Raw genomic sequence first — 23,983 nt, 5'->3', positions numbered from 1 at the left:
TCAGTGGCTGGCCGCCGAGGCGGCAGGCGCGGCGCCGGAGGCCGCGCCGGATGCGGCACTCGCCGGGTTGAACGGCACCGGATTGACCGGCGCGCCCGGCACGAACATCTTCTGGAAGCCGTCGGCGATGACCTTCTCGCCGGCCTTCAGGCCGTCGAGCACCACCCACTGGTTGCCGATCGCATTGCCGATCTTCACCTTGCGCGGGGCGGGCTTGTTGTCCGGGCCGACCACCAGCACGGTGTCGCCGTTGGAGCCGCGGGTCACGGCCTGCTGCGGCAGCAGCACCGCCGAGGGCAGTTCCGCCTGCGCGACACGCACGCGCACGTACTGGCCGGGCAGCAGCGCGTTGTCGGGGTTGGGCACCTCGGCGCGCAGCGTGACCTGGCCGGAGGTCGGGTCCACGGTCAGGTCCGTGAACAGCAGCTTGCCGGTGCGGGGCAGCACGGCGCCGTCGTCGCCGACGATCTCCACCGCCGCGGCGTTGCTGCCGGCGCTGCGCAGCTGGCCGGCGGCCAGCGCGCGGCGCATCGCCTGCACTTCATTGGCCGACTGCGTGAAGTTCACGTACACGCTGCTGACCTGCTGGATCAGCGCGAGCTGGGTGGCGTCGGAAGCGCCCACCAGCGCGCCCTCGGTCACCAGCGCGCGGCCGATGCGGCCCGAGATCGGCGCGTAGACATGGGCGTAGTCCAGGCTCAGCTTGGCCTGCACCGCGGCGGCCTTGGCGGCGGCCACGTCGGCGGCGGCGGCCTTGGCCGTGGCCACCGAGGTGATGTATTCCTGCTGGCTGATCGCCTTGGCGTCAGCCAGCGGCTTGTTGCGCGCGGCCTGCGCGGCGGCCTGCGCCTCATTGGCCTGCGCCTTGGCGACGTTGGCGTTGGCGCTGTCCAGCGCCGCCTGGTACGGGGCCGGATCGATCAGGAACAGCGCCTGGCCGGCCTTGACCTCGGAGCCTTCGGTGAACAGGCGCTTGAGGATCACGCCGTTGACGCGGGCGCGGACCTGCGCGGTGCGCAGCGCCTCGACGCGGCCCGGCAATTCCGTCTGCAGCGCCACCGCCTGCTGGCCCACCGTGACGACGCCGACGTTGGCCGGCGGCATGCCGCCGCCCTGGCCCTGGCCCTTCGCCTCGTCCTTGCCGCAGGCGGTCAGCACCGACGCGATGGCGATCACCAGCGGCACCAGGTAAAGCATGCGCGCGCCGGCCTTCAGGCCCGGGCGCTCCGACCCCGGCGTTGCTTTTGTCAGAGGGGTAGACATCACGATGGGATTCCTCTCGCAGTACAGATCACAGTTCGAATGGGCGGCCCGGCCAGGTCGGCGGGGCGCTGGATCGGCCGCCCGGTCCGGCAAGCCGCGGTTCTCCCCGCCACGACGCCCAGCGCCGGCGCGGTTCGACCAAAGTCGCGCAGTATATACATACATTCATGCATGTATGTTTCCGTTCCGTGCTTCTACAATCGCGCCCATGGCCCGCAGAACCAAACAAGAAGCCCAGGAGACCCGCGCCCGTCTGCTCGACGCCGCGGAGCAGCTCTTCCATGAGCGGGGCGTGTCGCGCACCTCGCTGCAGGACATCGCCCAGGCCGCCGGCGTGACGCGCGGCGCCGTCTACTGGCATTTCGAGGACAAGGTCCAGCTCTTCAACGCGATGATGGAACGCGCCACCATGCCGCTGGAGGAGGACTTCCAGGCGTCCGTGTCGCCCGGTCCGGAGCGGCCATTGGACGACCTGCGGCTGCGTTTGATGAACGTCATGCACTGCGCCGTGTTCAACGCTCGCACGCGTCGCGCCTTCGAGATCGCCAACCTGCGGGTGGAGTTCGTCGGGGAAATGGCCTCGATCCGGGGCCGCAAGGTGGCCGCGCACCGGGAGTGGACGGGCCACAACCGCGCCGCCTTCGACCGTGCCATCGAGCTGGGCCAGTTGCCCAAGGACGTCGACACCCAGCAGGCCGCGATCGGGCTGATGGCGCTGGTGGGCGGCCTGCTGCACCACTGGATCCTGGATCCCGAGGCCTTCGACCTGATCGCCGTCGGGCAGGCGCGGCTGGAGCATTACCTGTCCAGCCTGACGGTCGATGTCCCCAACCGTTTCCCGCCGCTGAACGCCGCGGAGCGCGCCGCGCTGGGCCGCCAGCCGGTATGCGATCGACCAGCCGATCCCCAGGAATAATCGCTTTTCCGTTGGAAAGCCCCGCATTTGTGCAGGGTCCCCTGAGGGAAACCCCAGGGTGCGGCGACAATACCCGGTTGCCCAAGCCCGAGCCGCCGCCGTGTCCATCGCACCCCCGCCCACCCGTCCGCTGTCCGATCTGAAGAAGACCGGCCAGAAGGCGCTGACCTCGTACCGCCCGTTCTGGGCGAAACGTTTCGGCCCCGCGCCCTTCCTGCCCATGTCGCGGGAGGAGATGACGCAACTGGGCTGGGACAGCTGCGACATCATCATCGTCAGCGGGGACGCGTACGTGGACCACCCGAGCTTCGGCATGGCTGTGATCGGGCGGACGCTGGAGGCGCAGGGCTTCCGGGTGGGGATCATCGCGCAGCCGGACTGGAACTCCGCGGACGCGTTCCGGGCGCTGGGCAAGCCCAACCTGTTCTTCGGCGTGGCGGCCGGCAACATGGACTCGATGATCAACCATTACACGGCGGATCGGAAGATCCGTTCGGACGACGCCTACACGCCGGGCGGCGCGTCGGGCAAGCGGCCGGACCGCGCCACGCTCGTGTACACGCAGCGCTGCAAGGAAGCCTTCAAGGACGTGCCGGTCGTGATCGGCGGCATCGAGGCCTCGCTGCGCCGCATCGCGCATTACGACTACTGGCAGGACAAGGTACGCCGCTCGGTGCTGGTCGACTCCAAGGCCGACCTGCTCGTCTACGGCAATGCCGAGCGCGCCATCATCGAGATCGCGCACCGCCTGTCGCAGAAGAAGCCGATCGAATCGATCACCGACGTGCGCGGCACCGCGTTCATGCGCAAGCCCGACGACGCGTCGCTGGACGGCTGGTTCGAGATCGACTCCACCGAGGTCGACGCGCCGGGCAAGATCGACGCGCTGCTCAGCCCCTACATGACCACCGAGGAAGCGGCCGCCGATCAGGGCACCGATTGCTCGAAGCAGCAGGAACAGGCGCAGGCCGCCGGCGCGCCGGGATCGCCTTCGACGAGCGCGGCGGCGCAGCCGGGCATGCCCGAGATCAAGCCGATCAAGATCGTGCGCCAGACGCTAGCCCGCCACGGCAGCGACGGCCGCGCGCTGGTCACGCCGCGCGACCGCACCGTCATCCGCCTGCCCGCCTACGAGCAGGTCAAGAGCGACCCGGTCCTCTACGCCCACGCCAACCGCGTGCTGCACCTGGAGACCAACCCGGGCAACGCGCGCGCGCTGGTGCAGCGGCATTCGTCGGGCGGCGTCGATCGCGATGTCTGGCTCAACCCGCCGCCGATCCCGCTGACGACGGTGGAGATGGACCACGTCTTCGACCTGCCCTACGCGCGCAGCCCGCATCCGGTCTACGCCGACCAGGACGGCAGCCACGACCACGGCACCAAGATCCCCGCGTGGGAGATGATCCGCTTCAGCGTGAACATCATGCGCGGTTGCTTCGGCGGCTGCACCTTCTGCTCGATCACCGAGCACGAGGGCCGCGTGATCCAGAGCCGCAGCGAGGACTCGATCATTCGCGAGATCGAGGACATCCGCGACAAGGTGAAGGGCTTCACCGGGATCATCTCGGACCTCGGCGGCCCGACCGCCAACATGTGGCACATCGGCTGCAAGAGCCCCGAGATCGAGGCGGCCTGCCGCAAGCCCAGCTGCGTCTATCCGGGCATCTGCCCGAACCTGCACACCGACCACGGTCCGCTGATCAAGCTGTACCGGCGCGCCCGCGCGCTGCGCGGCGTCAAGAAAATCCTGATCGGCTCGGGCCTGCGTTACGACCTTGCGATCGAGTCGCCCGAGTACATCCAGGAGCTGGTGACGCATCACGTCGGCGGCTATCTGAAGATCGCGCCGGAGCACACCGAGGGCGGCCCGCTGTCCAAGATGATGAAGCCCGGCATCGGCACGTACGACCGCTTCAAGCAGCTGTTCGAGCAGGCCAGCGCGGCCGCGGGCAAGAAACAGTTCCTGATCCCCTACTTCATCGCGGCGCATCCGGGCACGGCGGACGAGGACATGATGAACCTCGCGCTCTGGCTCAAGCGCAACGGCTTCCGCGCCGACCAGGTGCAGACCTTCTATCCGAGCCCGATGGCCACGGCCACGGCGATGTACCACTCGGGCAAGAACCCGCTGAAGAAGGTCACCCGCGACAGCGAGCCGGTGGACATCGTGAAGGGCGAGCGCCGCCGGCGCCTGCACAAGGCCTTCCTGCGCTACCACGACCCCAACAACTGGCCGCTGCTGCGCGAGGCGCTCAAGGACATGGGTCGCGCCGACCTGATCGGCAACGGCAAGCACCACCTGATCCCGACCTTCCAGCCCACGGGCACGGACGGCGGGTATGAATCGGCGCGCCGGAAGAACTCGACGAACGCGGGTCAGAAGGTCGCGCCGAACAAGCCGCGCGCCGGCCAGATCCTGACGCAGCACACCGGGCTGCCTCCGCGCGCCACGGGCGCGAAGCCCGCTCCGCGCGGCAAACCAGCGCCCAAGCGCGGTCAGCGCTGATCGTCGGGCGGTGAAGCCGGCGCCGGCTTCACCCACTGCCAGACCTTCCATCCCAGGCTGACCCAGGCCCACAGCCGGGCCAGCCGGCCCGGCGGGCTGTCCGCCGCGTCGGGGTCGCGCTTTCGAAACATGCGCATCAGCCCGGCGAGCCCGCCGGCCGCGGCCATCGCGACGACCGTGCGCCACAGGCGCGGGACGCTGCCCGCCAGGCGATAGAGCGCATGCCCGCGCTCCGCCCACTGCATCGGACCGGCCAGGCCCTGCGCGTCATGCACGAGACCCAGGCGCAGCTCCGCGCTGCGCAACTGCAGCTCCAGCTGGCGGAGCTTGAGCCGCTGACGCGCGTCGCGCCACATCATGGCCGGGCTCCGCGCGCGGCGTCGGGGCCGTCCTCGTCGGACACCGCACGCTGATCGCGCGCGAGTTCCGCGACGCTCGCCGAGAACGGGCGGCCCAGGCTCAGCTGCCGCTTCGCCCAGTACCAGGCGCCCAGCGCGCCGATCAGGAAGGCCGCGCCCATCCCCGCACCCAGGGGGGCCCGCCACGGATCGGGCACCCACAGCAGCAGCGAGAACACCATCATCAGCAGCGCCGCCACGCCCAGCAGCAGCGCCAGCAGCAAGGCCGTCAGCGCGCCGAACAGCCGGAGCAGCTCCGCCTGCAATTCCACGCCCAGCAGCTCCAGGCGTACACGGGCCAGTTCCAGCGTCCGCTCGGCCATGCGCCGCAGCCGCTCCGTCAGCCCCGGATCGCGTGATTCCATCGAATGTCGCTCCTCTGTGTCCTTCCCTCCGAACTGCGGAAGCTATCACTGAATCGGGGGAAACGAGGGCGTTCTTTGTCCATTGGGCCCCAAGTCATTGGGCTACAGTGCGGTAACGCTTGGTTGCGCGCCCCCCGCGCTGCCGGCCTTTCAAGGTCCATTCAATGCCTGATCGCCAGCCCACGCCGCACTCTGCCGTCGACGACGACGACGACCTGCTGCAGTTCCTGGACGACCACGAGCATGCCGACGTCGAGGAACATCCCCCGCGCAAGCCCTGGCGGGTGCTGATCGTCGACGACGACACCGACGTCCACAAGGCCACCGAGCTCGCCATGCAGGGCTTGCTGGTCGAAGGCCAGCCGCTGGCCTTCCTGCACGCCAAATCCGCCGCCGAGGCGCGCTCGCTGCTCGGTCACGAGTCCGACATCGCCGTCGTGCTGCTGGACGTCGTCATGGAGTCCGACGACGCCGGCCTGCAGCTGGTGCGCCACATCCGCGAGGAGCTGCGCCAGCGCGCCGTGCGCATCGTGCTGCGCACCGGTCAGCCCGGCTACGCGCCGGAGATCGAGACCGTCCAGGCCTACGACATCAACGACTACAAGACCAAGTCGGAGCTGACCCGCACGCGGCTCTACACGGTGCTGACGGCGGCGATCCGCTCGTACCGGCAGATCCGCGCACTGGAAGCCAACCGGCAGGGCCTGGAGATGATCGTGGAGGCCAGCACCGAGCTTGGCCGCCAGCACGGACTGCACCGTTTCGCCGAGGGCGTGGTGACGCAGCTGTGCGCGCTGCTGGGCACGCTGCCCGAGGGCCTCGTGTGCGTGCAGGCGCCCGGCTACGCGCAGGGAGATCCGAGCGGCGACGCCCGCGTGATCGCCGCCGCCGGCCAGTACAGCTCGCTGATCAACCGGCCGCTGCACGCGGTGCCGGTGGGCAAGATCCGCGACCTGCTCGCGCGTTGCCTGAGCGTCGGCCACAACCTGTATGAAGCGGGCTGCACCGTGCTGTTCTTCGGGCTGCCCAGCGGGCGCGCGATGGCGGCGCTGGTGGAAGTCCAGCGCGAGCTCGACGAGCTCGACCGCCAGCTGCTGCGCGCGTTCTGCTCCAACATCGCGGTCGGCTTCGAGAACGTCATGCTCTACACGCAGCTGACGGACCAGGCCTACAACGACCCGCTGCTGCAGCTGCCCAACCGCACGCGGTTCATCGAGCTGCTGGAGCACAACCTCAAGTCGCCCGAGGGCATCACGCTCGCGCTGATCGACCTGGACGACTTCGCCGACGTCAACGACGCCTTCGGTCACCGCTTCGGCGACCAGGTGCTGCAGGCCGTCTCGCAGCGCCTGGCGCAGCGGCTGGGCTTCAACACCGCGATGGCGCGGATCTCGTCCAATGCGTTCGGGCTGCTCGGCCCCGACGAGATGGTCAACGGCCATCGCATCGGCACCGTCTTCGACGACCCGTTCACCGTCGCGGGCGAGCGCCTGCAGCTCTCGGCCACGACCGGGCTGGTGCGGCTCGCGCAGTCGCGGGCGCTGGGCTCGGAGCTGCTGCTGGACGCGCAGATCGCGCTCAAGCGCGCCAAGGCGGGCAACCGCGGCGCGTCGCAGTACTTCTCGCCCGAGATGGGCATCGACGCGCGCGAGCGCTTCAAGCTGCTCAAGGGTCTGCGGGCGAGCTTCGAGGAACGGCGCCTGTTCGTCGTCTACCAGCCGCAGGTCGAGCTCACCACGCAGCGCGTGGTCGCCGCCGAGGCGCTGCTGCGCTGGCGCACCGACGAGGGCAAGTACGTGCCGCCCGACCAGTTCATCCCGCTGGCCGAGCAGTCCGGGCTGATCGTCCCGATCGGCGAATTCGTGCTCAGGACCGCCTGCCGGCAGGTGCGCCAGTTGCGCGACGCCGGCTACACCGAGTTCCGCATCGCCGTGAACATCTCGCTGGCGCAGTTCCGACATCCGTCCTTCATCGACACGGTGCGCCGCGCGCTGGCCGATGCCGACGTGCCGGGCGACGCGCTGGAGCTGGAGATCACCGAGTCGATGGCGATGGAGGAGGTGTCGGCGGTGCTGCGCGTGCTGGCGGAGATCCGCGGCACGGGCGCGTCGGTCGCGATCGACGACTTCGGCACCGGGTTCTCGTCGCTGAGCCAGCTGCGCCGGCTGGACGTGGAGCGGCTCAAGATCGACCGCGCGTTCGTGCGCGAGGCGCAGAGCTCGGCTGCCGGCGCGACGATCGCGCAGATGGTGGTGAATCTCGGATGCAGCCTCGGGATGCGCGTCGTCGCCGAGGGCATCGAGACCGAGGAACAACGCCAGCACCTGCTGGCGCTGGGCTGTCACGAGGGCCAGGGCTGGCTCTTCGCGCGGCCGATGCCGGCCGACGAGCTCGAGCGCTGGCTGGCGGCGCCCAAGCCCTGGGAGACCACCGCCACGGCGGTGCCTCCGGCCCAGGCCCCGGCTGCCACCCCGGTGAGCGGCGGCCGTTAGATCCAAAGCCCCAGTCCGAAGACCGGGGCCACCGGCCTGATCGACAGGCCGGGCGGAAGATCAACGGCGGGTCAGCAGCAGGCCCAGCAGCAGGCCCACACCGGCGGCGACGCCGATCGATTGCCAGGGGTTGTCGTGCACGTAGTCGTCGGTCGCCTTGCCGGCGGCCTTGGCGCGATCGACCGCGGCGGTCTGGAACTCGCCCAGGCTGGTCTTGGCGCGATCCAGCGTCGACTGCACCCGGGCGCGCAGCTCGGAGGCTCCGGCGCTGGTCTGGTCGGCGGTGGCGCGCAGCAGCGATTCCGCGTCGGTCACGACCTGATGCAGGTCGGTCAGCAGGCGATCGGAGGGAGAGGTCTTGGCCATGAGCGGAACTCCTTTTGGTCGGATTGTGGGATTCAACAAAATGCGCATCGGCGCCGAACGAAGCTCGGTTGTACGTCTGTCGAGCAGCCTGGGGCAAGTCGCCCCGACGGGTGTCCGACCGCGGCGCGCGGGTTTACCGATGCACGAGCCATGAGCGCCTGACGGGCATGTGGCGCTCCCGGCCCAGGCAGCGACGCGGCGCGGCTCAGTGCGAGGCCTCGTCATCCTCGCCGCAAACGGTGTAGCGACGCACCAGGAAATAGCTGGTGCGCTGCTCTCCTTCGACGATCAACACCTGACCCTCCAGCGCTTCCAGCGTCGGATCGCTGAAGGGATTGGCGCCGGCGCGGCGCAGGACGACGCGCGCGCTGCCGACGAGGTCCGCCTCCTCGCCGTCCAGCGCCAGCAGCAGCGCCACGCGCTCGCTCTTGCTGCCGACGTCAACCCGTTCGCGGCAGAGGCGGCCGCGCAGGCGTTCGGGAGAGGATTCATCGGGCATGCATGCGTCTCACATGAAGCAGGCGGCCGTCCTGCTCGGTGGCGATCAGCGCCAGCAGCTTGCGCTCGACCCAGCCCTTGTACAGATGGATCGTGCGGTGGCCCGGCGCACCGGCGATGCGGTAGCTGATCGGTTCGCAGCGGGCCGGGTCGATGCCCGAGTCCTTGAGCATCGGCTTCACCGCGTCGACGACCGCCTTGGCCGGTGCCTCCTCGGTGGGCAAGAGGCGAGGCAAGGACCGCGCCAGGTTGCGCCCCTCGCGTTCCAGGCGCTCGCGGCGCAGGCCGCGCACGCCGCGGTCCTCGATGCTCGCGAACGCCTTCTTGAACGCCTTGGTCCGGGCCAGCGCATGCGCCGCGCCCGCCACCGGCTGCAGCGACGGATCGCCCAGCAGGTAGAACTGGGCCAGGGTCTTGAGGTCCATCGGGTCGAGGTGGGTGCGTTCTCCGGCGAATTTCTGCCGGGCCTCGAGCAGCGCCCGGCCCAGCGACGCGCCCGCCAGCACGCGCTGCAGGAAGTACTGGCAGAGCAGGTCCGCCGAGCCGTTGCCCTCGCTGGGACCGTAGGCGATGGTGGTGCTGCCCAGGAAGGCGCAGGCGCCGTCGGCCAGGTAGCGCAGCGCCATCGGCCAGGCGCCGTCGGCCTGGTCAGGATCGAAGAGCTGGGCGCCGTAGCAGCATTCCGCCGCGACCACGGTGCCCGCGGTGACCCGGTCGCGCAGCAGCGTCGAGCGCAGCGACACCGGATAGTCCTCGCCGCGCTGGCCGTAGTACTCGGGCATGTCCTCGGCGCCGTGGCAGTTGATGAAGTGCATGCGCGGCGCCAGGTCGGCCTTGGTCCAGCGGGGGCCCTCTGGCGGGGACAGGTGCATGCGGTCCGCGTGGCCGAAGGTGTTGGTGAGGCTCAGCCGCGTGGAGGCCTGCCAGACCTCGGCGGACAACCCGAAGCTGTCGGCGAAGGCATCGCGCGGCAACCCCTGGTGACGCGCCGCGGCGCGGATCAGCTGCAGCAGCAGGTCGGGTTTGGTGGCCCCGGGCAGGTCCGGCAGCCGCCCGACCACGCGCGTCGGGCCGAGGAAGCGGTTGGGGTCGGTGGAATAAGCACCCTCGCAGGCATAGGGCAGATCGCTGGGCACGACAGCGTCCGCATCTCCCAGCTCCCCGCCGTGCGCCGGGTTCTTCAGCGGGACCATCGGCAGCAGGTCCGGACCGCCCAGCAGGACGAAGTAATGGGGCTGGCGGGCACGGGCGATCGCGTCGATGGCCGTCTTCAGCGATTTCGCATCGGGTCGCGCCGGCACGGCCGCCGCGCTGAAGGGTTTCATCGCCGAGGCGAGATCGACGGCGAGGACCTGCGTGTCCACGCCGCGTCGCTTGTCGGCGGTGATCAGCGCCTTGAGCGCCGCGTCGATCTTGACGAGCGCCGCGGCGCCGTACTTCGCGCGCAACGCCGCGCGGTGCGTGATGACCAGCTTGTCCATGTGAGCGCCCTCCCCTTCATTTCGCCGAGAGCCCGGACCGGATGCCGGGCAATCCTTGATCGTAGGCAGCGCCGCGCGACACCGCAATGCACAAGCTGGGGAGGCGGAGCGCCGCGCGGCGACCGCCTCCCCGCTCACGGGAACATCCGCTGCTGCTCATGGCGCAGGCCCAGCAGCCGCTCGGTCAGCTTGATCTTGTCCTGCGCCTGGCGCCGCGCGGCCTCGGACATGGACGCGACGAGCGCCTCGAGCTGGTCGACATCGCCCACGGTCCGGAAGGCCTTGAGCTTGTGCACGAAGACGACGGTCTTCTTGCGGCGGCCCAGCAGTTCCAGCACGTTGGACAAGGTGCCGGTGCTGCGCGAGTCCCACACCATCAGCCCGTAGTCGGCGAGCTCGGCCATGCGCCGGTCCTTGGCGGCGAAGAAGGCACGCGTGCCCGGCGCGTGGGGCGACTCGACCGGCCCGACGGGCCAGTCGCCGAGGTTGTTGCGCGGCGTCTCGCCGGCGCAGTAGACGGTGACGCGCGTGGCGCCCAGCGTGTGCAGGTGGTGCTGCGCGGCGGTGTCCACGCCGTCGGCGTCGCCCACGACGATGTCGAGCGACTGCTCGACCATGCGCTCGATGCGCGCCTTGACGCGCAGGTCCAGGCGCTTGATGCCGATCGATCCGGCGATGAAGACGGTGGTCATCGGGTCGGGGGTCTCACTTCCAGGTCAGGGCGGCCACGTAGAGGTGGTTGATCTTGCGGTACTTGCGCAGCAGCAGGCTGGCCGTCTCCATGGTGGCGCCGCTGTCGTACAGGTCGTCGATGAGCAGTGCGTTCCACAGGCCCTGGTTGCGGATCTCGTCATGCAGCGAGAAGCTGCCCGCGAGGGCCAGCATTTTCTCCTCGCGCGAGGGCAGGTCCTTGAGGGCGCGGGTCAGCGGCGTCTTCAGCAGCAGCCGCTCGAAGACCGGCACGCGCAGTTGCAGCGCGAGTTCGCGCGCGACGAGCGACACCGGCTGGACGGCGCGCAGGCGCGAGGCGGGCATCGGCACGATGAAACCGAGCGGCCCGAGTCGCGGGACGATGTGCGTGCGCAGCGCGCGGGCGAGCGGCTCGGCCTGGAGCTTGTCCTCGCGGTACTTGAGCCGGAAGACGGCCTCGCCGACCTCGGTGCGCGTGTTCTCGAACTGGGGATGGCCGTCGGCGTCGTCACCGAGATAGACGCTGCGCAGCATGTGCTTGTCGAGCACGAAACCGGTCGTCCAGGGGCCGTCGATCTGTCGCAGGGACACCTTCATGGGAACGCCTTTCGCGGGTGGAAAGGCGTCTTGGTTGGAGGGTCGAACGAACAGTTCGAGGTGCACTGGTTATGCTGGCTGCTCCACGATCAGGGAGTCGCCATGAAACCCACGCCTGCCGGATGGCCGCGTCTGTCCAGTGCCGTGTTCTACGAAAGCGCCGCGAAGGCGATCCCGTGGCTGTGCGAGGCCTTCGGGTTCGAGGTGCAGCTGCGGGTGGATGGAGACGACGGATCGGTCGTCCACAGCCAGTTGATCTACGGGGAGGCGCTGATCATGGTCAGCGAGGGCGGCGAGGGGGAACGCTCTCAGCGTTTCGGCATTCCGCTGCGCAGCCCCAAGGGGGTGGGTGGCGCCAACACGCAGAGCCTGATGGTCTACGTGGACGATGCGGTCGCGCACTGCGAGCGCGCGCGTCAGGCCGGCGCGACGATCGTGTACGAACCCAAGGTCGAGGACTACGGCCCGCAGTACTGGGCCGACAAGAGCTACGGCGTGCTCGACCTCGACGGGCACCTGTGGTGGTTTGTGGAGCGGGTGCGGGGTTGAGCTGATCGGGCCCGCCCCGCGAGGGCCTCACCCCTTGCGCTTGGCCAGGATCGCCCGTCCGACGCGCGACACCGGCGGGCGGCCCAGCACGCCGGAGATGAACGCGCCCGCATCCACCAGCTTGACCAGGTCGATGCCGGTCTCGATGCCCAGCCCGTTGAGCAGGAACACCACGTCCTCGGTCGCGACATTGCCCGTCGCGCCCTTGGCGTACGGGCAGCCGCCCAGGCCCGCCACGCTCGCGTCGAAGGTGTGCACGCCCATCTCCAGGCACGCGTAGATGTTGGTCAGCGCCTGACCGTAGGTGTCGTGGAAATGCCCGCTGACCTCGACCAGCGGGTAATGCCGCAGCGCCCGTTCCATCGCCGCCTGCACCTGGCGCGGCGTGCCCACGCCGATCGTGTCCGCCACGCCCAGGTGATCGACGCCGATCGCCTTCATCAACTTCACCACGCGCTCGACCTCGTCGGGCGAGACCTCGCCCTGGTACGGGCAGCCCACCGCGCAGGACAACGCGCCGCGCACCTTCATGCCGGCCTCGTGCGCCGCCGCCACCACCGGCGCGAAACGCTCGATGCTCTCGGCGATCGAGCAGTTGATGTTCTTCTTCGAGAAGGCTTCCGACGCCGCGGCGAAGACAACCACCTCGTCAGGCTTCGTCGGGAGCGCGCCCTCCAGCCCCTTCATGTTGGGCACCAGCACGCTGTGCCGCACGCCAGGCCGGCGCTCGATCGCCGCCATCACCGCCGTGTTGTCCGCCATCTGCGGCACCCACTTCGGCGAGACGAAACTCGTGACCTCGATTTCCTTCAGGCCGGCGTCCTGCAGCAAGCTCACGAGCCGCGCCTTGTCGGCGGTGCTGACCGTCTCCTTCTCGTTCTGCAGGCCGTCGCGCGGGCCGACGTCAACGAGCGTCACTCGGGTGGGCAAGGTGGTCATGGGGAATCCTCTTTGTGGTACTTCCAACGCTGCTGGCCCTCACCCCTCCCTCTCCCGCAAGCGGGAGAGGGGGAAGGAGAGCGTCAGCTCGCTTGCAGGCGCAGCAGCTCGGCGCCGTCACCGACCTGATCGCCGATCGCGAAGAGCAGCTCGGCCACGACACCGTCGCGCGGGGCGGTGATCGTGTGCTCCATCTTCATCGCCTCCATCACCGCCAGCGGCTGGCCCTTGCTGACCGTGTCGCCGGCCTGCGCCAGGAACGCCACCAGTTTGCCGGGCATCGGCGCGGTCAGCCGGCCGGCTTCCGATCCCCCCTCGCCGGCATGGGCGATGACATCGACCTCCGTCACCAGCGCCGAGCCCGACGCGCCAAACACCGCGACCTGCTCGCCGACCTTGTAGGTCGAGACCGCCACGCGGCGCTCGCCCAGGTACAGCTCATGCCGCTCAGGCCCCGCCGACCGCAGCGCCAGCGCGATCGCTTCACCGCCCACCGTCAGCGACAGGCTGCCGTGGTGGTGACGCGCCAGCAGCACCTGGTGATGCGTGCCATCGATGTCCAGCTCGAAACGGCGCTGCGCCGCGCCGAACAGGCGCCAGCCGTCGCGTCGGCTCCAGGGATCGGTCGACTCGGTCGCCGATTCCTCGGCCAGCGTGTGCGCGACCACCGCCGCGGCGGCGTCCGCCAGCGGCAGGCCCGGTTGACCGAACAGCGCGTCCTTCTCGCGCTCGATCAGCGCGGTGTCCAGATCGGCGTTGGCGAACGAGGCCGTCGCGGCGCACCGGCGCAGGAACGCGACGTTGGTGTGCAGCCCCACGATGTGCGTGTCGCGCAGCGAGGCGTCCAGCAGCGCCAGCGCCTGCTCGCGGGTCTCGCCCCAGACGATCAGCTTGGCAATCATCGAGTCGTAGAACGGGCTGATCGCATCGCCCTCGCCCACGCCCGAATCGATGCGCACGGCCGCACGCTCGAAAGCTTCATGCGCGGGCCACCGCGCCACTGACAACGTGCCCGTCGCGGGCAGGAAGCCACCCTCAGGGTTCTCGGCGCAGATGCGCGCCTCGATCGCATGCCCGTGCATGCGCAGCTCGTGCTGCTTCAGCGGCAGCGGCTCGCCGGCGGCCACGCGCAGCTGCCACTCGACCAGGTCCTGCCCGGTGATCGCCTCGGTCACCGGATGCTCGACCTGCAGCCGCGTGTTCATCTCCATGAAGTAGAAACGCCCGTCCTGCTCGGCGATGAACTCCACCGTGCCGGCGCCCTGGTAGCCGACCGCCTTGGCCGCGGCCACCGCGGCAGCCCCCATCTCGGCGCGACGCTCCGCGCTCATGCCCGGCGCGGGCGCTTCCTCGAGGACCTTCTGATGGCGACGCTGCACCGAGCAGTCGCGCTCGAAGAGATAGACGCACTCGCCGTGGCTGTCGCCGAAGACCTGGATCTCGATGTGACGCGGACGCTGCACGTAGCGCTCGATCAGCACCGCGTCATCGCCGAAGCTGTTGATCGCCTCGCGCTTGCACGACGCGAGCGCGGCATCGAAGTCCTCATCCGCGAGCACCGCCCGCATGCCCTTGCCGCCACCGCCGGCGCTGGCCTTGATCAGCACCGGATACCCGATGCGCTGGGCCTCGCGGCGCAGCAGCACGGGATCCTGATCGGCGCCGTGATAACCCGGCACCAGCGGCACGCCGGCCTGCTCCATCAGCCGCTTGGATTCGGCCTTCAGACCCATCGCCTGGATGGCCGAGGGCGGCGGTCCGATGAACACGAGGCCCGCGTCGGCGCAGGCCTGCGCGAACTCCTCGTTCTCGCTGAGGAAGCCGTAGCCAGGATGCACCGCTTCCGCGCCGGTGGCCTTGGCCGCCTCGAGGATGCGCTGCCATTGCAGGTAGCTGTCGCGCGGCGCGGGGCCGCCGATGCGCACGGCCTCGTCGCAGGCGTGGACGTGACGCGAGCGCGCATCCGCGTCCGAATAGACGGCGACGGTCTTCACGCCGAGGCGGCGCGCGGTGGCCGCGACGCGGCAGGCGATTTCGCCTCGGTTGGCGATCAGGATCTTCTTGAACACGGGTGTCTCCTCATGCTTCAGGTCCTCGGCGCGGGGCAGCTCGTGACCGCCGCGCGCCGGGTGCGCTCTTCAGGCGCGGATCAGGCGCAGATCAGATGCGCCTCAGGCGCCGATCAATGACGATGGCCGCAGGACGCGCCCTCGCCGGCCGGCGCGCAGCCACTCTCGGCGTCGGCGCTCAGCTCGGCCTCGGTCGCGCAGTGCATGCCCAGGCGCGCGATCAGGTTGCGGTCCTTCTCGGCCTGCGGGTTGCTCGTCGTGAGCAGCTTGTCGCCGTAGAACATGCTGTTGGCGCCGGCCAGGAAGCACAGCGACTGCATGGTCTCGGGCATCTCCTCGCGGCCCGCGGACAGACGCACCATCGCGCGCGGCATCGTGATGCGGGCCACCGCGATCGTGCGGATGAACTCGAACGGGTCCAGCGCCTGCGTGCCCGCCAGCGGCGTGCCCTCGACCTGCACCAGGTTGTTGATGGGCACCGACTCCGGATACGGATCCAGGTTGGCCAGCTGCGCGATCAGGCCGGCGCGCTGACGGCGCGTCTCACCCATGCCGACGATGCCGCCCGAGCACACCTTCAGGCCCACGCCGCGCACGCGCTCCAGCGTGTCCAGGCGGTCCTGGTAGGTGCGCGTCGTGATGATCTGGCCGTAGAACTCCGGTGAGGTGTCCAGGTTGTGGTTGTAGTAGTCCAGCCCCGCGTCGCGCAGCTGCTCGGCCTGGCCGTCGCCCAGCATGCCGGCGGTCAGGCAGGTCTCCAGGCCCATCGCCTTGACCTCGGTGATCATCTCGCCGATGGCCTCCAGGTGACGCTCCTTGGGCGAGCGCCACGCCGCGCCCATGCAGAAGCGCGTGGCGCCGTTGGCCTTGGCGGCGCGGGCGGCCTCCATCACTTCCTCGAGCGGGATCAGCTTCTCGGCCTTGAGGCCGGTGTCGAAGTGCGCCGACTGCGGGCAGTACTTGCAGTCCTCCTCGCAGCCGCCGGTCTTGATCGACAGCAGCGTCGAGAGCTGCACCGCGTTCGGATCGAAATGCTCGCGGTGCACCTGCTGCGCCCGGAACAGCAGGTCGTTGAAGGGCAGCTCGAACAGCGCAGCGATCTCGTTGACGGTCCACGGGGTGGCGTTGCGGCGCTGCTCGTCGGTGGTGGGCGTCAGCGTCTGGATCTGGTTGACGGTCTGCTTCATCGTCATGCTTTCAAGGCGTTCAGCAGCAGCGGCTGCTGCAGGTGCGCGGCCACGGCCGCGGGAGAGGGATCTTGGAGTCGGGGCACATGGCCCCAGCACGGCACGCTCAGGCCCTGGTCGAGACGGGCGTGCAAGGCGGCCAGATTGTCCGCCACATGGGGTTGATGGGGGTCGGCGGTGTTGGCCACCCAACCCGCGAGCCGCAGCCCGCGCGCCAGCACGGCCTCGGCGGTCAGCAGCGCATGGTTGATGCAGCCCAGCCGCAGTCCGACGACCAGTACCACCGGCATCGCCAGGTCGACGGCCAGGTCGGCCGTGTCCCAGTCGTCGGTCAGCGGGACGCGGAAGCCGCCCACGCCCTCGATCAGCGCGAAATCGCCCTTGGAGGCGGCGCGCCGGATCGACGTCAGCAGGGCCAGGCGGTCGATGCCGCGGCCCTCGAGCTTGGCGGCGATGTGCGGCGCGCAGGGCTCGCGGAACTGCAGCGGGCCGACCTCGTCCATCGTCATGCCCTGGCGCTGCGCAGCATGCAGCAGCGCGACGTCCTCGTTGACCCAGACGCCATCGGCATCCCGCGCCTGACCCGCGGCCAGCGACTTGATCGGCGTGACGTAGCGGCCCAGGTCATCGAACGCGCGCGTCAGGCCGGCGGTGATGCAGGTCTTGCCGATCTCGGTGTCGGTGCCCGTGATGAAGAAGCCGTGCAAGGGTCGCGGCGTGGTCGCCGGATTCGGCGCGCTGTTCTTGAGAACGTTCATGCGCAGGCCTCCAGCGCGGCGACCAGCCGGTCGACATCGGCCTCGGTGTGCGTCGCGCACAGCGTGATGCGCAGCCGCGCCTCGCCCTTGGGCACCGTCGGCGGACGGATGCCGGGCACGCGCAGGCCCTCGCGTTCGAGCGCGGCGGCCAGCGCCATCACCTCGGCGTTGCCGCCGACGATCAGCGGCTGGATCGGGGTCTGCGACTCGGCGAGCTTCCAGTTCAGCGTCGGATGCCGGTCCAGCAGCGCGGCGATGCCCGCGCGCAGCCGCGCCTGCAGCGCGCGCAGCGACTCGCGGCGCGACTCGCCCACCGGGCCACGGATCAGCTCGAGGCTCGTGAGCAGCGCATGCTCCACCGCCGGCGGCGAGGCCGTCGAGAAGATGTAGTTGCGCGCGGCCTGCAGCAGGTAGTCGGTGACGGTGGCGTGGGCGACGACGAAGGCGCCCGCCAGTCCCGCCGCCTTGCCCAGCGTGCCCACGAGGATCAGGCGCTCGCTGCGCAGGTCGAAGTGCTCCAGCGTGCCCACGCCGGTCTCGCCGAGCACGCCCAGGCCATGGGCATCGTCGACGATCAGCCAGGCATCGAACTCCTCCGCCGCGGCCAGCAGGCCGGGCAGCGGGGCGATGTCGCCGTCCATGCTGAACACCGCGTCGGTGACGATCAGCTTGACCTTGGCCGTGCTCGCGGCCAGTTGCGCGCGCAGGTCCTCGACATCGCAATGCGCGTAGCGCGAGACCTTGGCCTTCGCCAGCCGGGTGCCGTCGATCAGCGACGCGTGGTTCAGCGTCTCGCTGAAGATCTCCGCGTCGGCGTCGCCCAGCGCGGTCACCACCGCGAGGTTGGCCATGTAGCCGGTGCAGAAGCCGATCGCCTTGGCGCTGGGGATGTGCGGTTCGAACCAGCGGCCCAGCAGCGCCTCGACATCGTGGTGCGCGCGCGAATGGCCGCTGACCAGCGGCGATGCGCCCGAGCCGCCGCCATAGACCTGCGCGCCCTCGACCAGCGCGGCGGTCACCGCCGGGTGCGCGGCCAAGCCGAGGTAGTCGTTGCTGCAGAACATCGTCAGCTCGCGCGCGATGCCGTCGGCGCCACGCACCGTCTGGTGCGGCGCGGTGCCGGTCTCGGCGATGCGCGTGAAGCGCGTCAGGTCCTGGGCGCGGATCGCGTCCAGCTTGGTCTTCAGATGCTCAAGCAGCATGGACCACCTCCTCGAGCGTCGCCGTCACGGCCGCCGCCAGGAACTTCGCGGTGGCTTCATCGATCAGATAGGGCGGCATCAGGTACACGGTCTGGCCGATCGGGCGGATCAGCAATTCATGCCGGCGCGCGGCGAGGTGGAAGGTCTCGGCGAAGCGCTCGACCGGCGCGGTCGTGGCAGGGTTGATGTCGAACGCGAGGATCATCCCGCGCTGGCGCAGGTGCATCACGCGCGGATCCGCCGCCAGCGGCGCGAAGGCCTCGGTCAGCCACGCCGCCTGCTGCTGGTTGCGCGCGAGCTGGCCCGCGTCGAAGCGGTCCAGCACGGCGTTGGCCGCGGCGCAGGCCAGCGCGTTGCCGGTGTAGCTGTGCGAGTGCAGGAACCCCCGCGTCACGTCCTGCGACCAGAAGGCCTCGTAGACGGCGTCGGTGGTCAGCACCAGCGACAGCGCCATCGTGCCGCCGGTGATGCCCTTGGACAGCAGCAGGAAGTCGGGCCAGTCCGCCCGGGACGCCGGCGCGGTCTGCTCCCACGCGAAGAAGGTGCCGGTGCGGCCGCAGCCCACGGCGATCTCGTCGGCGATCAGGTGCACGTTGAACTCGGTGCACAGCGCGCGCAGCGCCTGCAGGTAGCTCGGCGCATACATCGACATGCCGGCCGCGCCCTGCACCAGCGGCTCGACGATGACGGCGGCGATGTGATCGTGGCGATCCGCCAGCAGCGAGCGCATCTCGTCGATCGCCTGCACCTCGTTGCCCAGGCGTTGATCGGGCGAAGCCACGATATGGCTGCGCATCAGCAGCGGGTCGTAGGCATCGCGGAAGATCGCCACGTCGGTGACGGCCAGCGCGCCGATCGTCTCGCCGTGATAGCCGTTGCGCAGGCAGACGAACTCGCGCTTGTCGGTGAGGCCGCGGTTGCGCCACGAATGGAAGCTCTGCTTGAGCGCGATCTCCACGGCCGACGCGCCGTCGCTGCCGAAGAACAGATGGCCCAGCGCGCCGCCGGTGCGCGCGGACAGGCGCTCGGCCAGGCGCACCGCGGGTTCGTGCGTGCAGCCGGCCAGCATCACGTGCGGCAAGGTGTCGAGCTGATGCTTGATCGCGTCGTTCAGGCCCCGGTCGGCATGGCCGAACAGGTTGACCCACCACGAGCTGTTGGCGTCGAAATAGCGCCGGCCCTCGTGGTCGATCAGCCAGGGGCCCTCGCCGCGGGCGATGGGCAGCGGCGGCGCGTCCTGCGCGCGCGCCATCTGCGTGCACGGGTGCCAGACCGCCGCGAGGCTGCGGCGCTGCCAGTCTTGTCGTACTGCTTCAGACATTCAGGAAGGAACTTTCAAGCCAGCCACGAGGGCTTGGCCTTGGACAGGAAACTCTGCACGCCGTCGCGCCCCTCGGCGCTGGCGCGGATGTCGGCGATGCGCCGCGCGGTGTCGTCGCGCAGCGTCTCGGTGATCGGCGCGTGGGCCACGTCCTGCACGAGGCGCTTGCACGCGCGCACGGCCGCCGGGCCGTTGGCCAGCAGCGAGGCCACCAGCGCGTCGACCTTCGCGTCGAGCGCCTCGGCATCGGCCGCCAGTTCATGGACCAGTCCCAGGCGATGCGCCTCGGCGGCGGCGAAGCGCTCGGCCGTCACGAAGTAGCGGCGCGAGGCCTGCTCGCCCAGCGCGCGCACGACGTAGGGACCGATGGTCGCGGGCAGCAGACCGAGCTTGGCCTCGGACAGGCAGAAGCCGGCGGCCTCGGTGGCCACGACGATGTCGCACACCGACACCAGCCCGACGCCACCGGCGTAGACGTCGCCCTGCACGCGCGCGATGACGGGCACCGGGCAGCGGTAGAGCGTCCACAGCATGTGGGCGAGGCGGCCGGCGTCGGCGTGGTTCTCGTCCCAGCTGTAGCCGGCCATCGCCTTCATCCAGTTCAGGTCGGCGCCGGCGCAGAAGGCCTTGCCCTCGGCGGCCAGCACGATCGCGCGCAGCGCGTCGTCGCGGCCCAGCGCCTCGAAGACCGCGGTCAGCTCGCCGATGACGGTGTCGTTGAAGGCGTTGCGCACGTCGGGGCGGTTCAGCGTGACGCGGGCCACGGCGCCGTTCGGGCCGCTGCGCTCGACGCGCAGCGTGGTCGGTTGAAGAGAAGTCATGGGGTGCTCCAGACGACGGTCCGGTTGATGGCGTAGAGGCGGCAGCGCTCCTCGCCCTCGGTGTGGCGATCACACAGGGCCAGCGCGCGCGAGGCGGCGTCGTCGCCGACGGCCAGGCCCCAGTGGTTGCCGTTGGTGGCGAAGGCGCGCGGCTCCCGGGCCGCGAGGAACTGCCGATAGCCATTGACGACGCGGCCGTCGGCCGGCAGCGAGCGGGTGTCCTCCACCGCGACGGCCCCGCCGCGCGCGACCAGCAAGGCGCCCGGAATCGGGAAGCCCAGCGGGCGCAGGAAGTCGTCGACGATCGGCTGCCAGACGTCATTGCCCTTGGCGAAGAGCTGGTGGCCGTCGCTGCCGAAGGCCGGCATCGGATGGACCTGCGCCAGGCCGCCCGCCTCGCGGTAGGCCGCGGACCAGCGCTCCTGATGACGCGGCGCGATGAAGCGATCGTTCTCGGTGTAGACCCACAGCGTGGGCACCGGATGGCCGTCCTGCGCGGCGCGCCGGCCGAAATCGGCGAAGCGGCGGGCCAGCTCGTCGGGACGGCAGGGCTCGCCGGTGTGCGTGTCGGGATTGCCGCCGTGGCCGCCGGCGAAGTCGATCGCGGCAACGACACCGGGCAGCCGCTCGCCGGTCGCGGCGATCGTCGCGAAGCCACCCAGCGACTGTCCGGCGAGCACGACGCGCTGGGCGTCGATGTCCGCGGCGGACTGCATGAAACGCACAACCGCCGCGACCTGCGCCGCGGCCGCCGCGCCGGCGGTCTCGTAGCGCGGCGCGTCGCAACGCACGCTGGCCTCGGGGTCGCCCACCGCGGCCAGCTCGCCGTAACCGAGGCGCGTCGGCACCGCGACGGCGAATCCCTTGCGCACGAAGAAACGCGCCGCGCCCTCGAGCCGCTGACGCGGCATCGCGGCGCGGGCGTGCTCGTCGACGGGGCGGCCGTGATTCAGCACGACCAGCGGGAACGGACCCGAGCCCGCCGGGCGGAAGGTGGTGACGATCAGCTCGGCCTGCAGCGTGCGGCCGATGTGGTTCTCGACGGACACCGGCACCCGCACGATGGCCTCGCGGATGTCCAGGGCCAGGCGCGCGGGCGCGGCGTTCACGGTCTCGCCCACCGTCGTGTCCTGCGCGTGGGCCGCGCCGGCGAGCATCGCGCCTGCCAATGCCGCGGCGATGCCCAGTGCTCCGAGAAGGCGCGACGTCATGCGCGCGTCTCCGCCGACGCGCTGCCGAGCGCCTCGCCAAGCGCCTTGCGCATCAACACGCTGCGATAGGTCTTGCCAGCCCATTGCACGTCGCCGATCAGCGCGTAACCGCGGCGCTCATAACGACGCCGCAACGCCTCGGCGGGCACGGCCGTGTCCAGCGCGACATGGGCGTAGCCCTGCGCCAGCGCCCAGGCCTCGGCGGTGTCCATCAGCAGCTCGCCGACGCCCTGCCCGCGGCACGACGGATGCACGGCGAGCTGGGCCAGGATGGCCGTATCGGCCTGCGTGTAGCAATCGGGCACCGGGTCGCCGAGGTAGCGGCCGTCGGGCCGCTTCGGCGGCGCGACGGTGACCGTGCCCACGAGCTCGCCAGTCGCGGTCAGCGCGACGAAGGCCTGACCGCTCTCCACGCGCTCGCGCGTCGTCTGCACGCTCTGGTCGACGGCCGTGAAGTTCCAGCCCTGCGCCGCCAGCGACGCGTAGGACGCGTGCAGCAGCGCGGTCAGCGCCTCGATGGAATCGTCGGTGGCGAGCGGTCGCAGGGTGATGGCGGTCATCGTGGGGCGGAGGAGCGGGCGAACGGACGGACGGGAGGGCCGGACCTTACATCCGGAACACGCCGAACTTCGTCTCGGGGATCTCGGCGTTGAGCGCGGCGGACAGGCCCAGCGCCAGCACGCGGCGCGTGTCGGCGGGGTCGATCACGCCGTCGTCCCACAAGCGGGCGCTGGCGTAGTACGGATGGCCCTGGTCCTCGTACTGCTGGCGGATCGGGGCCTTGAAGGCTTCTTCCTCCTGCGCGGACCACTGGCCGCCCTTGCCCTCGATGCCGTCGCGCTTGACCGTGGCCAGCACCGACGCGGCCTGCTCGCCGCCCATCACCGAGATGCGGGCGTTGGGCCACATCCACAGGAAACGCGGCGAGTAGGCGCGGCCGCACATGCCATAGTTCCCCGCGCCGAAGCTGCCGCCGATGATCACGGTGAACTTGGGCACCTGCGCGCACGCGACCGCGGTCACCATCTTGGCGCCGGCGCGGGCGATGCCCTCGTTCTCGTACTTGCGGCCGACCATGAAGCCGGTGATGTTCTGCAGGAAGACCAGCGGGATCTTGCGCTGGCAGCACAGCTCGATGAAGTGCGCGCCCTTGTTGGCGCTTTCCGCGAAGAGGATGCCGTTGTTGGCGACGATGCCCACGGGCATGCCCTCGATGTGGGCGAAGCCGCAGACCAGCGTGTTGCCGTAGCGGGCCTTGAACTCGTCGAAGGCGCTGTCGTCGACGATGCGGGCGATGACCTCGCGCACGTCGAAGGGCTTGCGCGTGTCGGTCGGGATCACGCCGTGCAGCTCGGCGGGATCGAAGGCGGGCGGCTTGGGCGTCTGCGTCAGCAGCTCGCCGCGCTTGCGCCAGTTCAGCCGCGCGACCGACTGGCGCGCGATCGCCAGCGCGTGGGTGTCGTTCTCGGCCAGGTGGTCGGCCACGCCGGACAGCCGGGTGTGGACGTCGCCGCCGCCCAGGTCCTCGGCGCTGACGACCTCGCCGGTCGCGGCCTTCACCAGCGGCGGGCCGCCCAGGAAGATCGTGCCCTGGTTCTTGACGATGACCGTCTCGTCGCTCATCGCCGGCACGTAGGCGCCGCCGGCGGTGCACGAGCCCATCACCACCGCGATCTGCGGGATGCCCTGGGCGGAGAGATTGGCCTGGTTGAAGAAGATGCGGCCGAAGTGGTCGCGGTCCGGGAAGACCTCGTCCTGGTTGGGCAGGTTGGCGCCGCCGCTGTCCACGAGGTAGATGCAGGGCAGGCGGTTCTGATCGGCGATCTCCTGCGCGCGCAGGTGCTTCTTGACGGTGATCGGGTAGTAGGTGCCGCCCTTGACGGTGGCGTCGTTGCAGACGATCACGCACTCGACGCCGGACACCCGGCCGATGCCCGCGATCACGCCGCCGCCCGGGGCGGCGTTGTCATACATGTCCAGGCCCGCCAGCGGCGCCAGTTCCAGGAAGGGCGTGCCCGGATCGAGCAGCATCTCGACGCGGTCGCGCGGCAGCAGCTTGCCGCGGGCGACGTGCTTGGCGCGCGCGGCCTCGCCGCCGCCCTCGGCGATCTTCGCCAGCCGGGCGTTCAGGTCGTCAAGCAGGCCGCGCATCGCGTCCGCGTTGGCCTTGAACTCGGCCGAGCGGGCGTTGAGCTTGGTGGGCAACTGGGGCATGGTCTGGTGTCTCCGGGCTTCTGCGCTCAACGGCGGCCATCGTCGATGAAACGGCTGGACCGACCACATGAGCCGCGCTCAATTCGATGCTGAGCGCGAGGTGGGGCGCTGCGGCCCGGGATCGCCGGGCCGGCGCAAGG

Annotated in this window: 22 protein-coding genes; 4 read left to right on the top strand and 18 right to left on the bottom strand. The window is 70.3% G+C overall.

Features of this window, described 5'->3' with window-relative positions; genetic code table 11:
* Nucleotides 1-1,263, bottom strand: coding sequence for an efflux RND transporter periplasmic adaptor subunit (locus ACNI65_RS00715; protein WP_416760642.1), 1,263 nt, complete (start codon nucleotides 1,261-1,263; stop codon nucleotides 1-3).
* A 208-nt stretch (nucleotides 1,264-1,471) separates the two neighbouring features.
* Between ACNI65_RS00715 and ACNI65_RS00710 the strand changes: the two genes are divergently transcribed.
* Both ACNI65_RS00710 and ACNI65_RS00705 read left to right on the top strand, forming a co-directional pair.
* Nucleotides 1,472-2,179, top strand: coding sequence for a TetR family transcriptional regulator (locus ACNI65_RS00710; RefSeq protein ID WP_416760641.1), 708 nt, complete (start codon nucleotides 1,472-1,474; stop codon nucleotides 2,177-2,179).
* Between the two features lie 100 nt (nucleotides 2,180-2,279).
* The gene (locus tag ACNI65_RS00705; RefSeq protein WP_416760640.1) at nucleotides 2,280-4,685 is read left to right on the top strand and encodes a YgiQ family radical SAM protein; all 2,406 of its coding nucleotides are present in this window, start codon (nucleotides 2,280-2,282) and stop codon (nucleotides 4,683-4,685) included.
* Here the strand turns inward: ACNI65_RS00705 and ACNI65_RS00700 are convergent.
* Together ACNI65_RS00700 and ACNI65_RS00695 are read right to left on the bottom strand one after the other, a co-directional pair.
* Nucleotides 4,676-5,044: a hypothetical protein gene (locus tag ACNI65_RS00700; protein ID WP_416760639.1), complete on the bottom strand. Its 369-nt coding sequence runs from the start codon at nucleotides 5,042-5,044 to the stop codon at nucleotides 4,676-4,678. The two genes, ACNI65_RS00705 and ACNI65_RS00700, sit on opposite strands and share 10 nt — an antisense overlap.
* Complete coding sequence (locus tag ACNI65_RS00695) at nucleotides 5,041-5,448, bottom strand: phage holin family protein (protein ID WP_416760638.1); 408 nt, start codon at nucleotides 5,446-5,448, stop codon at nucleotides 5,041-5,043. The genes ACNI65_RS00700 and ACNI65_RS00695 overlap by 4 nt, the downstream gene beginning before the upstream one ends.
* Nucleotides 5,449-5,612: 164 nt before the next feature.
* On the opposite strand from ACNI65_RS00695, the gene ACNI65_RS00690 reads away from it, so the two are divergent.
* Complete coding sequence (locus ACNI65_RS00690; protein WP_416760637.1) at nucleotides 5,613-7,940, top strand: putative bifunctional diguanylate cyclase/phosphodiesterase; 2,328 nt, start codon at nucleotides 5,613-5,615, stop codon at nucleotides 7,938-7,940.
* 60 nt (nucleotides 7,941-8,000) lie between these two features.
* Here the strand turns inward: ACNI65_RS00690 and ACNI65_RS00685 are convergent, their stop codons facing one another.
* From ACNI65_RS00685 to ACNI65_RS00665, 5 genes are all read right to left on the bottom strand, one after another.
* Nucleotides 8,001-8,306: a DUF883 family protein gene (locus ACNI65_RS00685; RefSeq protein ID WP_416760636.1), complete on the bottom strand. Its 306-nt coding sequence runs from the start codon at nucleotides 8,304-8,306 to the stop codon at nucleotides 8,001-8,003.
* A gap of 205 nt (nucleotides 8,307-8,511) precedes the next feature.
* Nucleotides 8,512-8,805, bottom strand: a complete 294-nt coding sequence (locus tag ACNI65_RS00680) for a hypothetical protein (RefSeq protein WP_416760635.1) — start codon at nucleotides 8,803-8,805, stop codon at nucleotides 8,512-8,514.
* A complete protein-coding gene (locus ACNI65_RS00675; RefSeq protein WP_416760634.1) occupies nucleotides 8,795-10,285 on the bottom strand; it encodes a C25 family cysteine peptidase in 1,491 nt (496 codons plus the stop codon). Before ACNI65_RS00675 ends, ACNI65_RS00680 begins: the two co-directional genes overlap by 11 nt.
* A gap of 134 nt (nucleotides 10,286-10,419) precedes the next feature.
* A complete protein-coding gene (locus ACNI65_RS00670) occupies nucleotides 10,420-10,977 on the bottom strand; it encodes a hypothetical protein (protein ID WP_416760633.1) in 558 nt (185 codons plus the stop codon).
* 13 nt (nucleotides 10,978-10,990) lie between these two features.
* The gene (locus ACNI65_RS00665; RefSeq protein WP_416760632.1) at nucleotides 10,991-11,572 is read right to left on the bottom strand and encodes a ComF family protein; all 582 of its coding nucleotides are present in this window, start codon (nucleotides 11,570-11,572) and stop codon (nucleotides 10,991-10,993) included.
* Nucleotides 11,573-11,674: 102 nt separating this feature from the next.
* Here ACNI65_RS00665 and ACNI65_RS00660 point away from each other — a divergent pair, with 102 nt between their 5' ends.
* Nucleotides 11,675-12,121 (top strand): VOC family protein, encoded by a 447-nt coding sequence (locus ACNI65_RS00660; RefSeq protein WP_416760631.1) that lies wholly within the window; start codon nucleotides 11,675-11,677, stop codon nucleotides 12,119-12,121.
* Between the two features lie 27 nt (nucleotides 12,122-12,148).
* On the opposite strand, the gene ACNI65_RS00655 is transcribed toward ACNI65_RS00660, so the two are convergent.
* From ACNI65_RS00655 to ACNI65_RS00610, 10 genes are all read right to left on the bottom strand, one after another.
* Entirely contained in the window at nucleotides 12,149-13,060 is a 912-nt protein-coding gene (locus ACNI65_RS00655) for a hydroxymethylglutaryl-CoA lyase (protein ID WP_416760630.1), read from the bottom strand.
* 83 nt (nucleotides 13,061-13,143) lie between these two features.
* On the bottom strand, nucleotides 13,144-15,129 hold the full coding sequence (locus ACNI65_RS00650; protein ID WP_416760629.1) for an acetyl/propionyl/methylcrotonyl-CoA carboxylase subunit alpha: 1,986 nt from the start codon (nucleotides 15,127-15,129) through the stop codon (nucleotides 13,144-13,146).
* Nucleotides 15,130-15,242: 113 nt separating this feature from the next.
* Nucleotides 15,243-16,322 carry a biotin synthase BioB gene (bioB, locus tag ACNI65_RS00645; protein WP_416760628.1) on the bottom strand — a complete coding sequence of 360 codons (1,080 nt, stop codon included), beginning with the start codon at nucleotides 16,320-16,322 and terminating at the stop codon, nucleotides 15,243-15,245.
* Nucleotides 16,319-17,074, bottom strand: a complete 756-nt coding sequence (gene bioD / locus ACNI65_RS00640; protein ID WP_416760627.1) for a dethiobiotin synthase — start codon at nucleotides 17,072-17,074, stop codon at nucleotides 16,319-16,321. The genes bioB and bioD overlap by 4 nt, the downstream gene beginning before the upstream one ends.
* Nucleotides 17,071-18,276, bottom strand: a complete 1,206-nt coding sequence (gene bioF / locus ACNI65_RS00635; protein ID WP_416760626.1) for an 8-amino-7-oxononanoate synthase — start codon at nucleotides 18,274-18,276, stop codon at nucleotides 17,071-17,073. Before bioF ends, bioD begins: the two co-directional genes overlap by 4 nt.
* Nucleotides 18,266-19,597, bottom strand: coding sequence for an adenosylmethionine--8-amino-7-oxononanoate transaminase (bioA, locus tag ACNI65_RS00630; RefSeq protein ID WP_416760625.1), 1,332 nt, complete (start codon nucleotides 19,595-19,597; stop codon nucleotides 18,266-18,268). Before bioA ends, bioF begins: the two co-directional genes overlap by 11 nt.
* A gap of 14 nt (nucleotides 19,598-19,611) precedes the next feature.
* Nucleotides 19,612-20,418 carry an enoyl-CoA hydratase/isomerase family protein gene (locus ACNI65_RS00625; RefSeq protein ID WP_416760624.1) on the bottom strand — a complete coding sequence of 269 codons (807 nt, stop codon included), beginning with the start codon at nucleotides 20,416-20,418 and terminating at the stop codon, nucleotides 19,612-19,614.
* The gene (locus ACNI65_RS00620) at nucleotides 20,415-21,629 is read right to left on the bottom strand and encodes an alpha/beta hydrolase family protein (protein ID WP_416760623.1); all 1,215 of its coding nucleotides are present in this window, start codon (nucleotides 21,627-21,629) and stop codon (nucleotides 20,415-20,417) included. The genes ACNI65_RS00625 and ACNI65_RS00620 overlap by 4 nt, the downstream gene beginning before the upstream one ends.
* Nucleotides 21,626-22,189 carry a GNAT family N-acetyltransferase gene (locus ACNI65_RS00615; protein ID WP_416760622.1) on the bottom strand — a complete coding sequence of 188 codons (564 nt, stop codon included), beginning with the start codon at nucleotides 22,187-22,189 and terminating at the stop codon, nucleotides 21,626-21,628. Before ACNI65_RS00615 ends, ACNI65_RS00620 begins: the two co-directional genes overlap by 4 nt.
* Nucleotides 22,190-22,235: 46 nt before the next feature.
* Nucleotides 22,236-23,843, bottom strand: a complete 1,608-nt coding sequence (locus ACNI65_RS00610; RefSeq protein WP_416760621.1) for a carboxyl transferase domain-containing protein — start codon at nucleotides 23,841-23,843, stop codon at nucleotides 22,236-22,238.
* Between the last annotated feature and the right edge of the window lie 140 nt (nucleotides 23,844-23,983).

The organism is Roseateles sp. So40a (genome assembly GCF_048081605.1).
Classification (GTDB): Bacteria; Pseudomonadota; Gammaproteobacteria; order Burkholderiales; family Burkholderiaceae_C; genus Roseateles.
Note: the sequence above shows the minus strand (reverse complement) of the source record. Positions and strands in the feature narration are given on the sequence as shown.

Coding starts and splice junctions, on each gene's coding strand:
- ACNI65_RS00715 (WP_416760642.1), bottom strand. CDS start 1,263: ATGTCTACCCCTCTGACAAAAGCAACGCCGGGGTCGGAGCGCCCGGGC.
- ACNI65_RS00710 (WP_416760641.1), top strand. CDS start 1,472: ATGGCCCGCAGAACCAAACAAGAAGCCCAGGAGACCCGCGCCCGTCTG.
- ACNI65_RS00700 (WP_416760639.1), bottom strand. CDS start 5,044: ATGATGTGGCGCGACGCGCGTCAGCGGCTCAAGCTCCGCCAGCTGGAG.
- ACNI65_RS00695 (WP_416760638.1), bottom strand. CDS start 5,448: ATGGAATCACGCGATCCGGGGCTGACGGAGCGGCTGCGGCGCATGGCC.
- ACNI65_RS00690 (WP_416760637.1), top strand. CDS start 5,613: ATGCCTGATCGCCAGCCCACGCCGCACTCTGCCGTCGACGACGACGAC.
- ACNI65_RS00685 (WP_416760636.1), bottom strand. CDS start 8,306: ATGGCCAAGACCTCTCCCTCCGATCGCCTGCTGACCGACCTGCATCAG.
- ACNI65_RS00680 (WP_416760635.1), bottom strand. CDS start 8,805: ATGCCCGATGAATCCTCTCCCGAACGCCTGCGCGGCCGCCTCTGCCGC.
- ACNI65_RS00675 (WP_416760634.1), bottom strand. CDS start 10,285: ATGGACAAGCTGGTCATCACGCACCGCGCGGCGTTGCGCGCGAAGTAC.
- ACNI65_RS00670 (WP_416760633.1), bottom strand. CDS start 10,977: ATGACCACCGTCTTCATCGCCGGATCGATCGGCATCAAGCGCCTGGAC.
- ACNI65_RS00665 (WP_416760632.1), bottom strand. CDS start 11,572: ATGAAGGTGTCCCTGCGACAGATCGACGGCCCCTGGACGACCGGTTTC.
- ACNI65_RS00660 (WP_416760631.1), top strand. CDS start 11,675: ATGAAACCCACGCCTGCCGGATGGCCGCGTCTGTCCAGTGCCGTGTTC.
- ACNI65_RS00655 (WP_416760630.1), bottom strand. CDS start 13,060: ATGACCACCTTGCCCACCCGAGTGACGCTCGTTGACGTCGGCCCGCGC.
- bioB (WP_416760628.1), bottom strand. CDS start 16,322: ATGACGATGAAGCAGACCGTCAACCAGATCCAGACGCTGACGCCCACC.
- bioD (WP_416760627.1), bottom strand. CDS start 17,074: ATGAACGTTCTCAAGAACAGCGCGCCGAATCCGGCGACCACGCCGCGA.
- bioF (WP_416760626.1), bottom strand. CDS start 18,276: ATGCTGCTTGAGCATCTGAAGACCAAGCTGGACGCGATCCGCGCCCAG.
- bioA (WP_416760625.1), bottom strand. CDS start 19,597: ATGTCTGAAGCAGTACGACAAGACTGGCAGCGCCGCAGCCTCGCGGCG.
- ACNI65_RS00625 (WP_416760624.1), bottom strand. CDS start 20,418: ATGACTTCTCTTCAACCGACCACGCTGCGCGTCGAGCGCAGCGGCCCG.
- ACNI65_RS00620 (WP_416760623.1), bottom strand. CDS start 21,629: ATGACGTCGCGCCTTCTCGGAGCACTGGGCATCGCCGCGGCATTGGCA.
- ACNI65_RS00615 (WP_416760622.1), bottom strand. CDS start 22,189: ATGACCGCCATCACCCTGCGACCGCTCGCCACCGACGATTCCATCGAG.
- ACNI65_RS00610 (WP_416760621.1), bottom strand. CDS start 23,843: ATGCCCCAGTTGCCCACCAAGCTCAACGCCCGCTCGGCCGAGTTCAAG.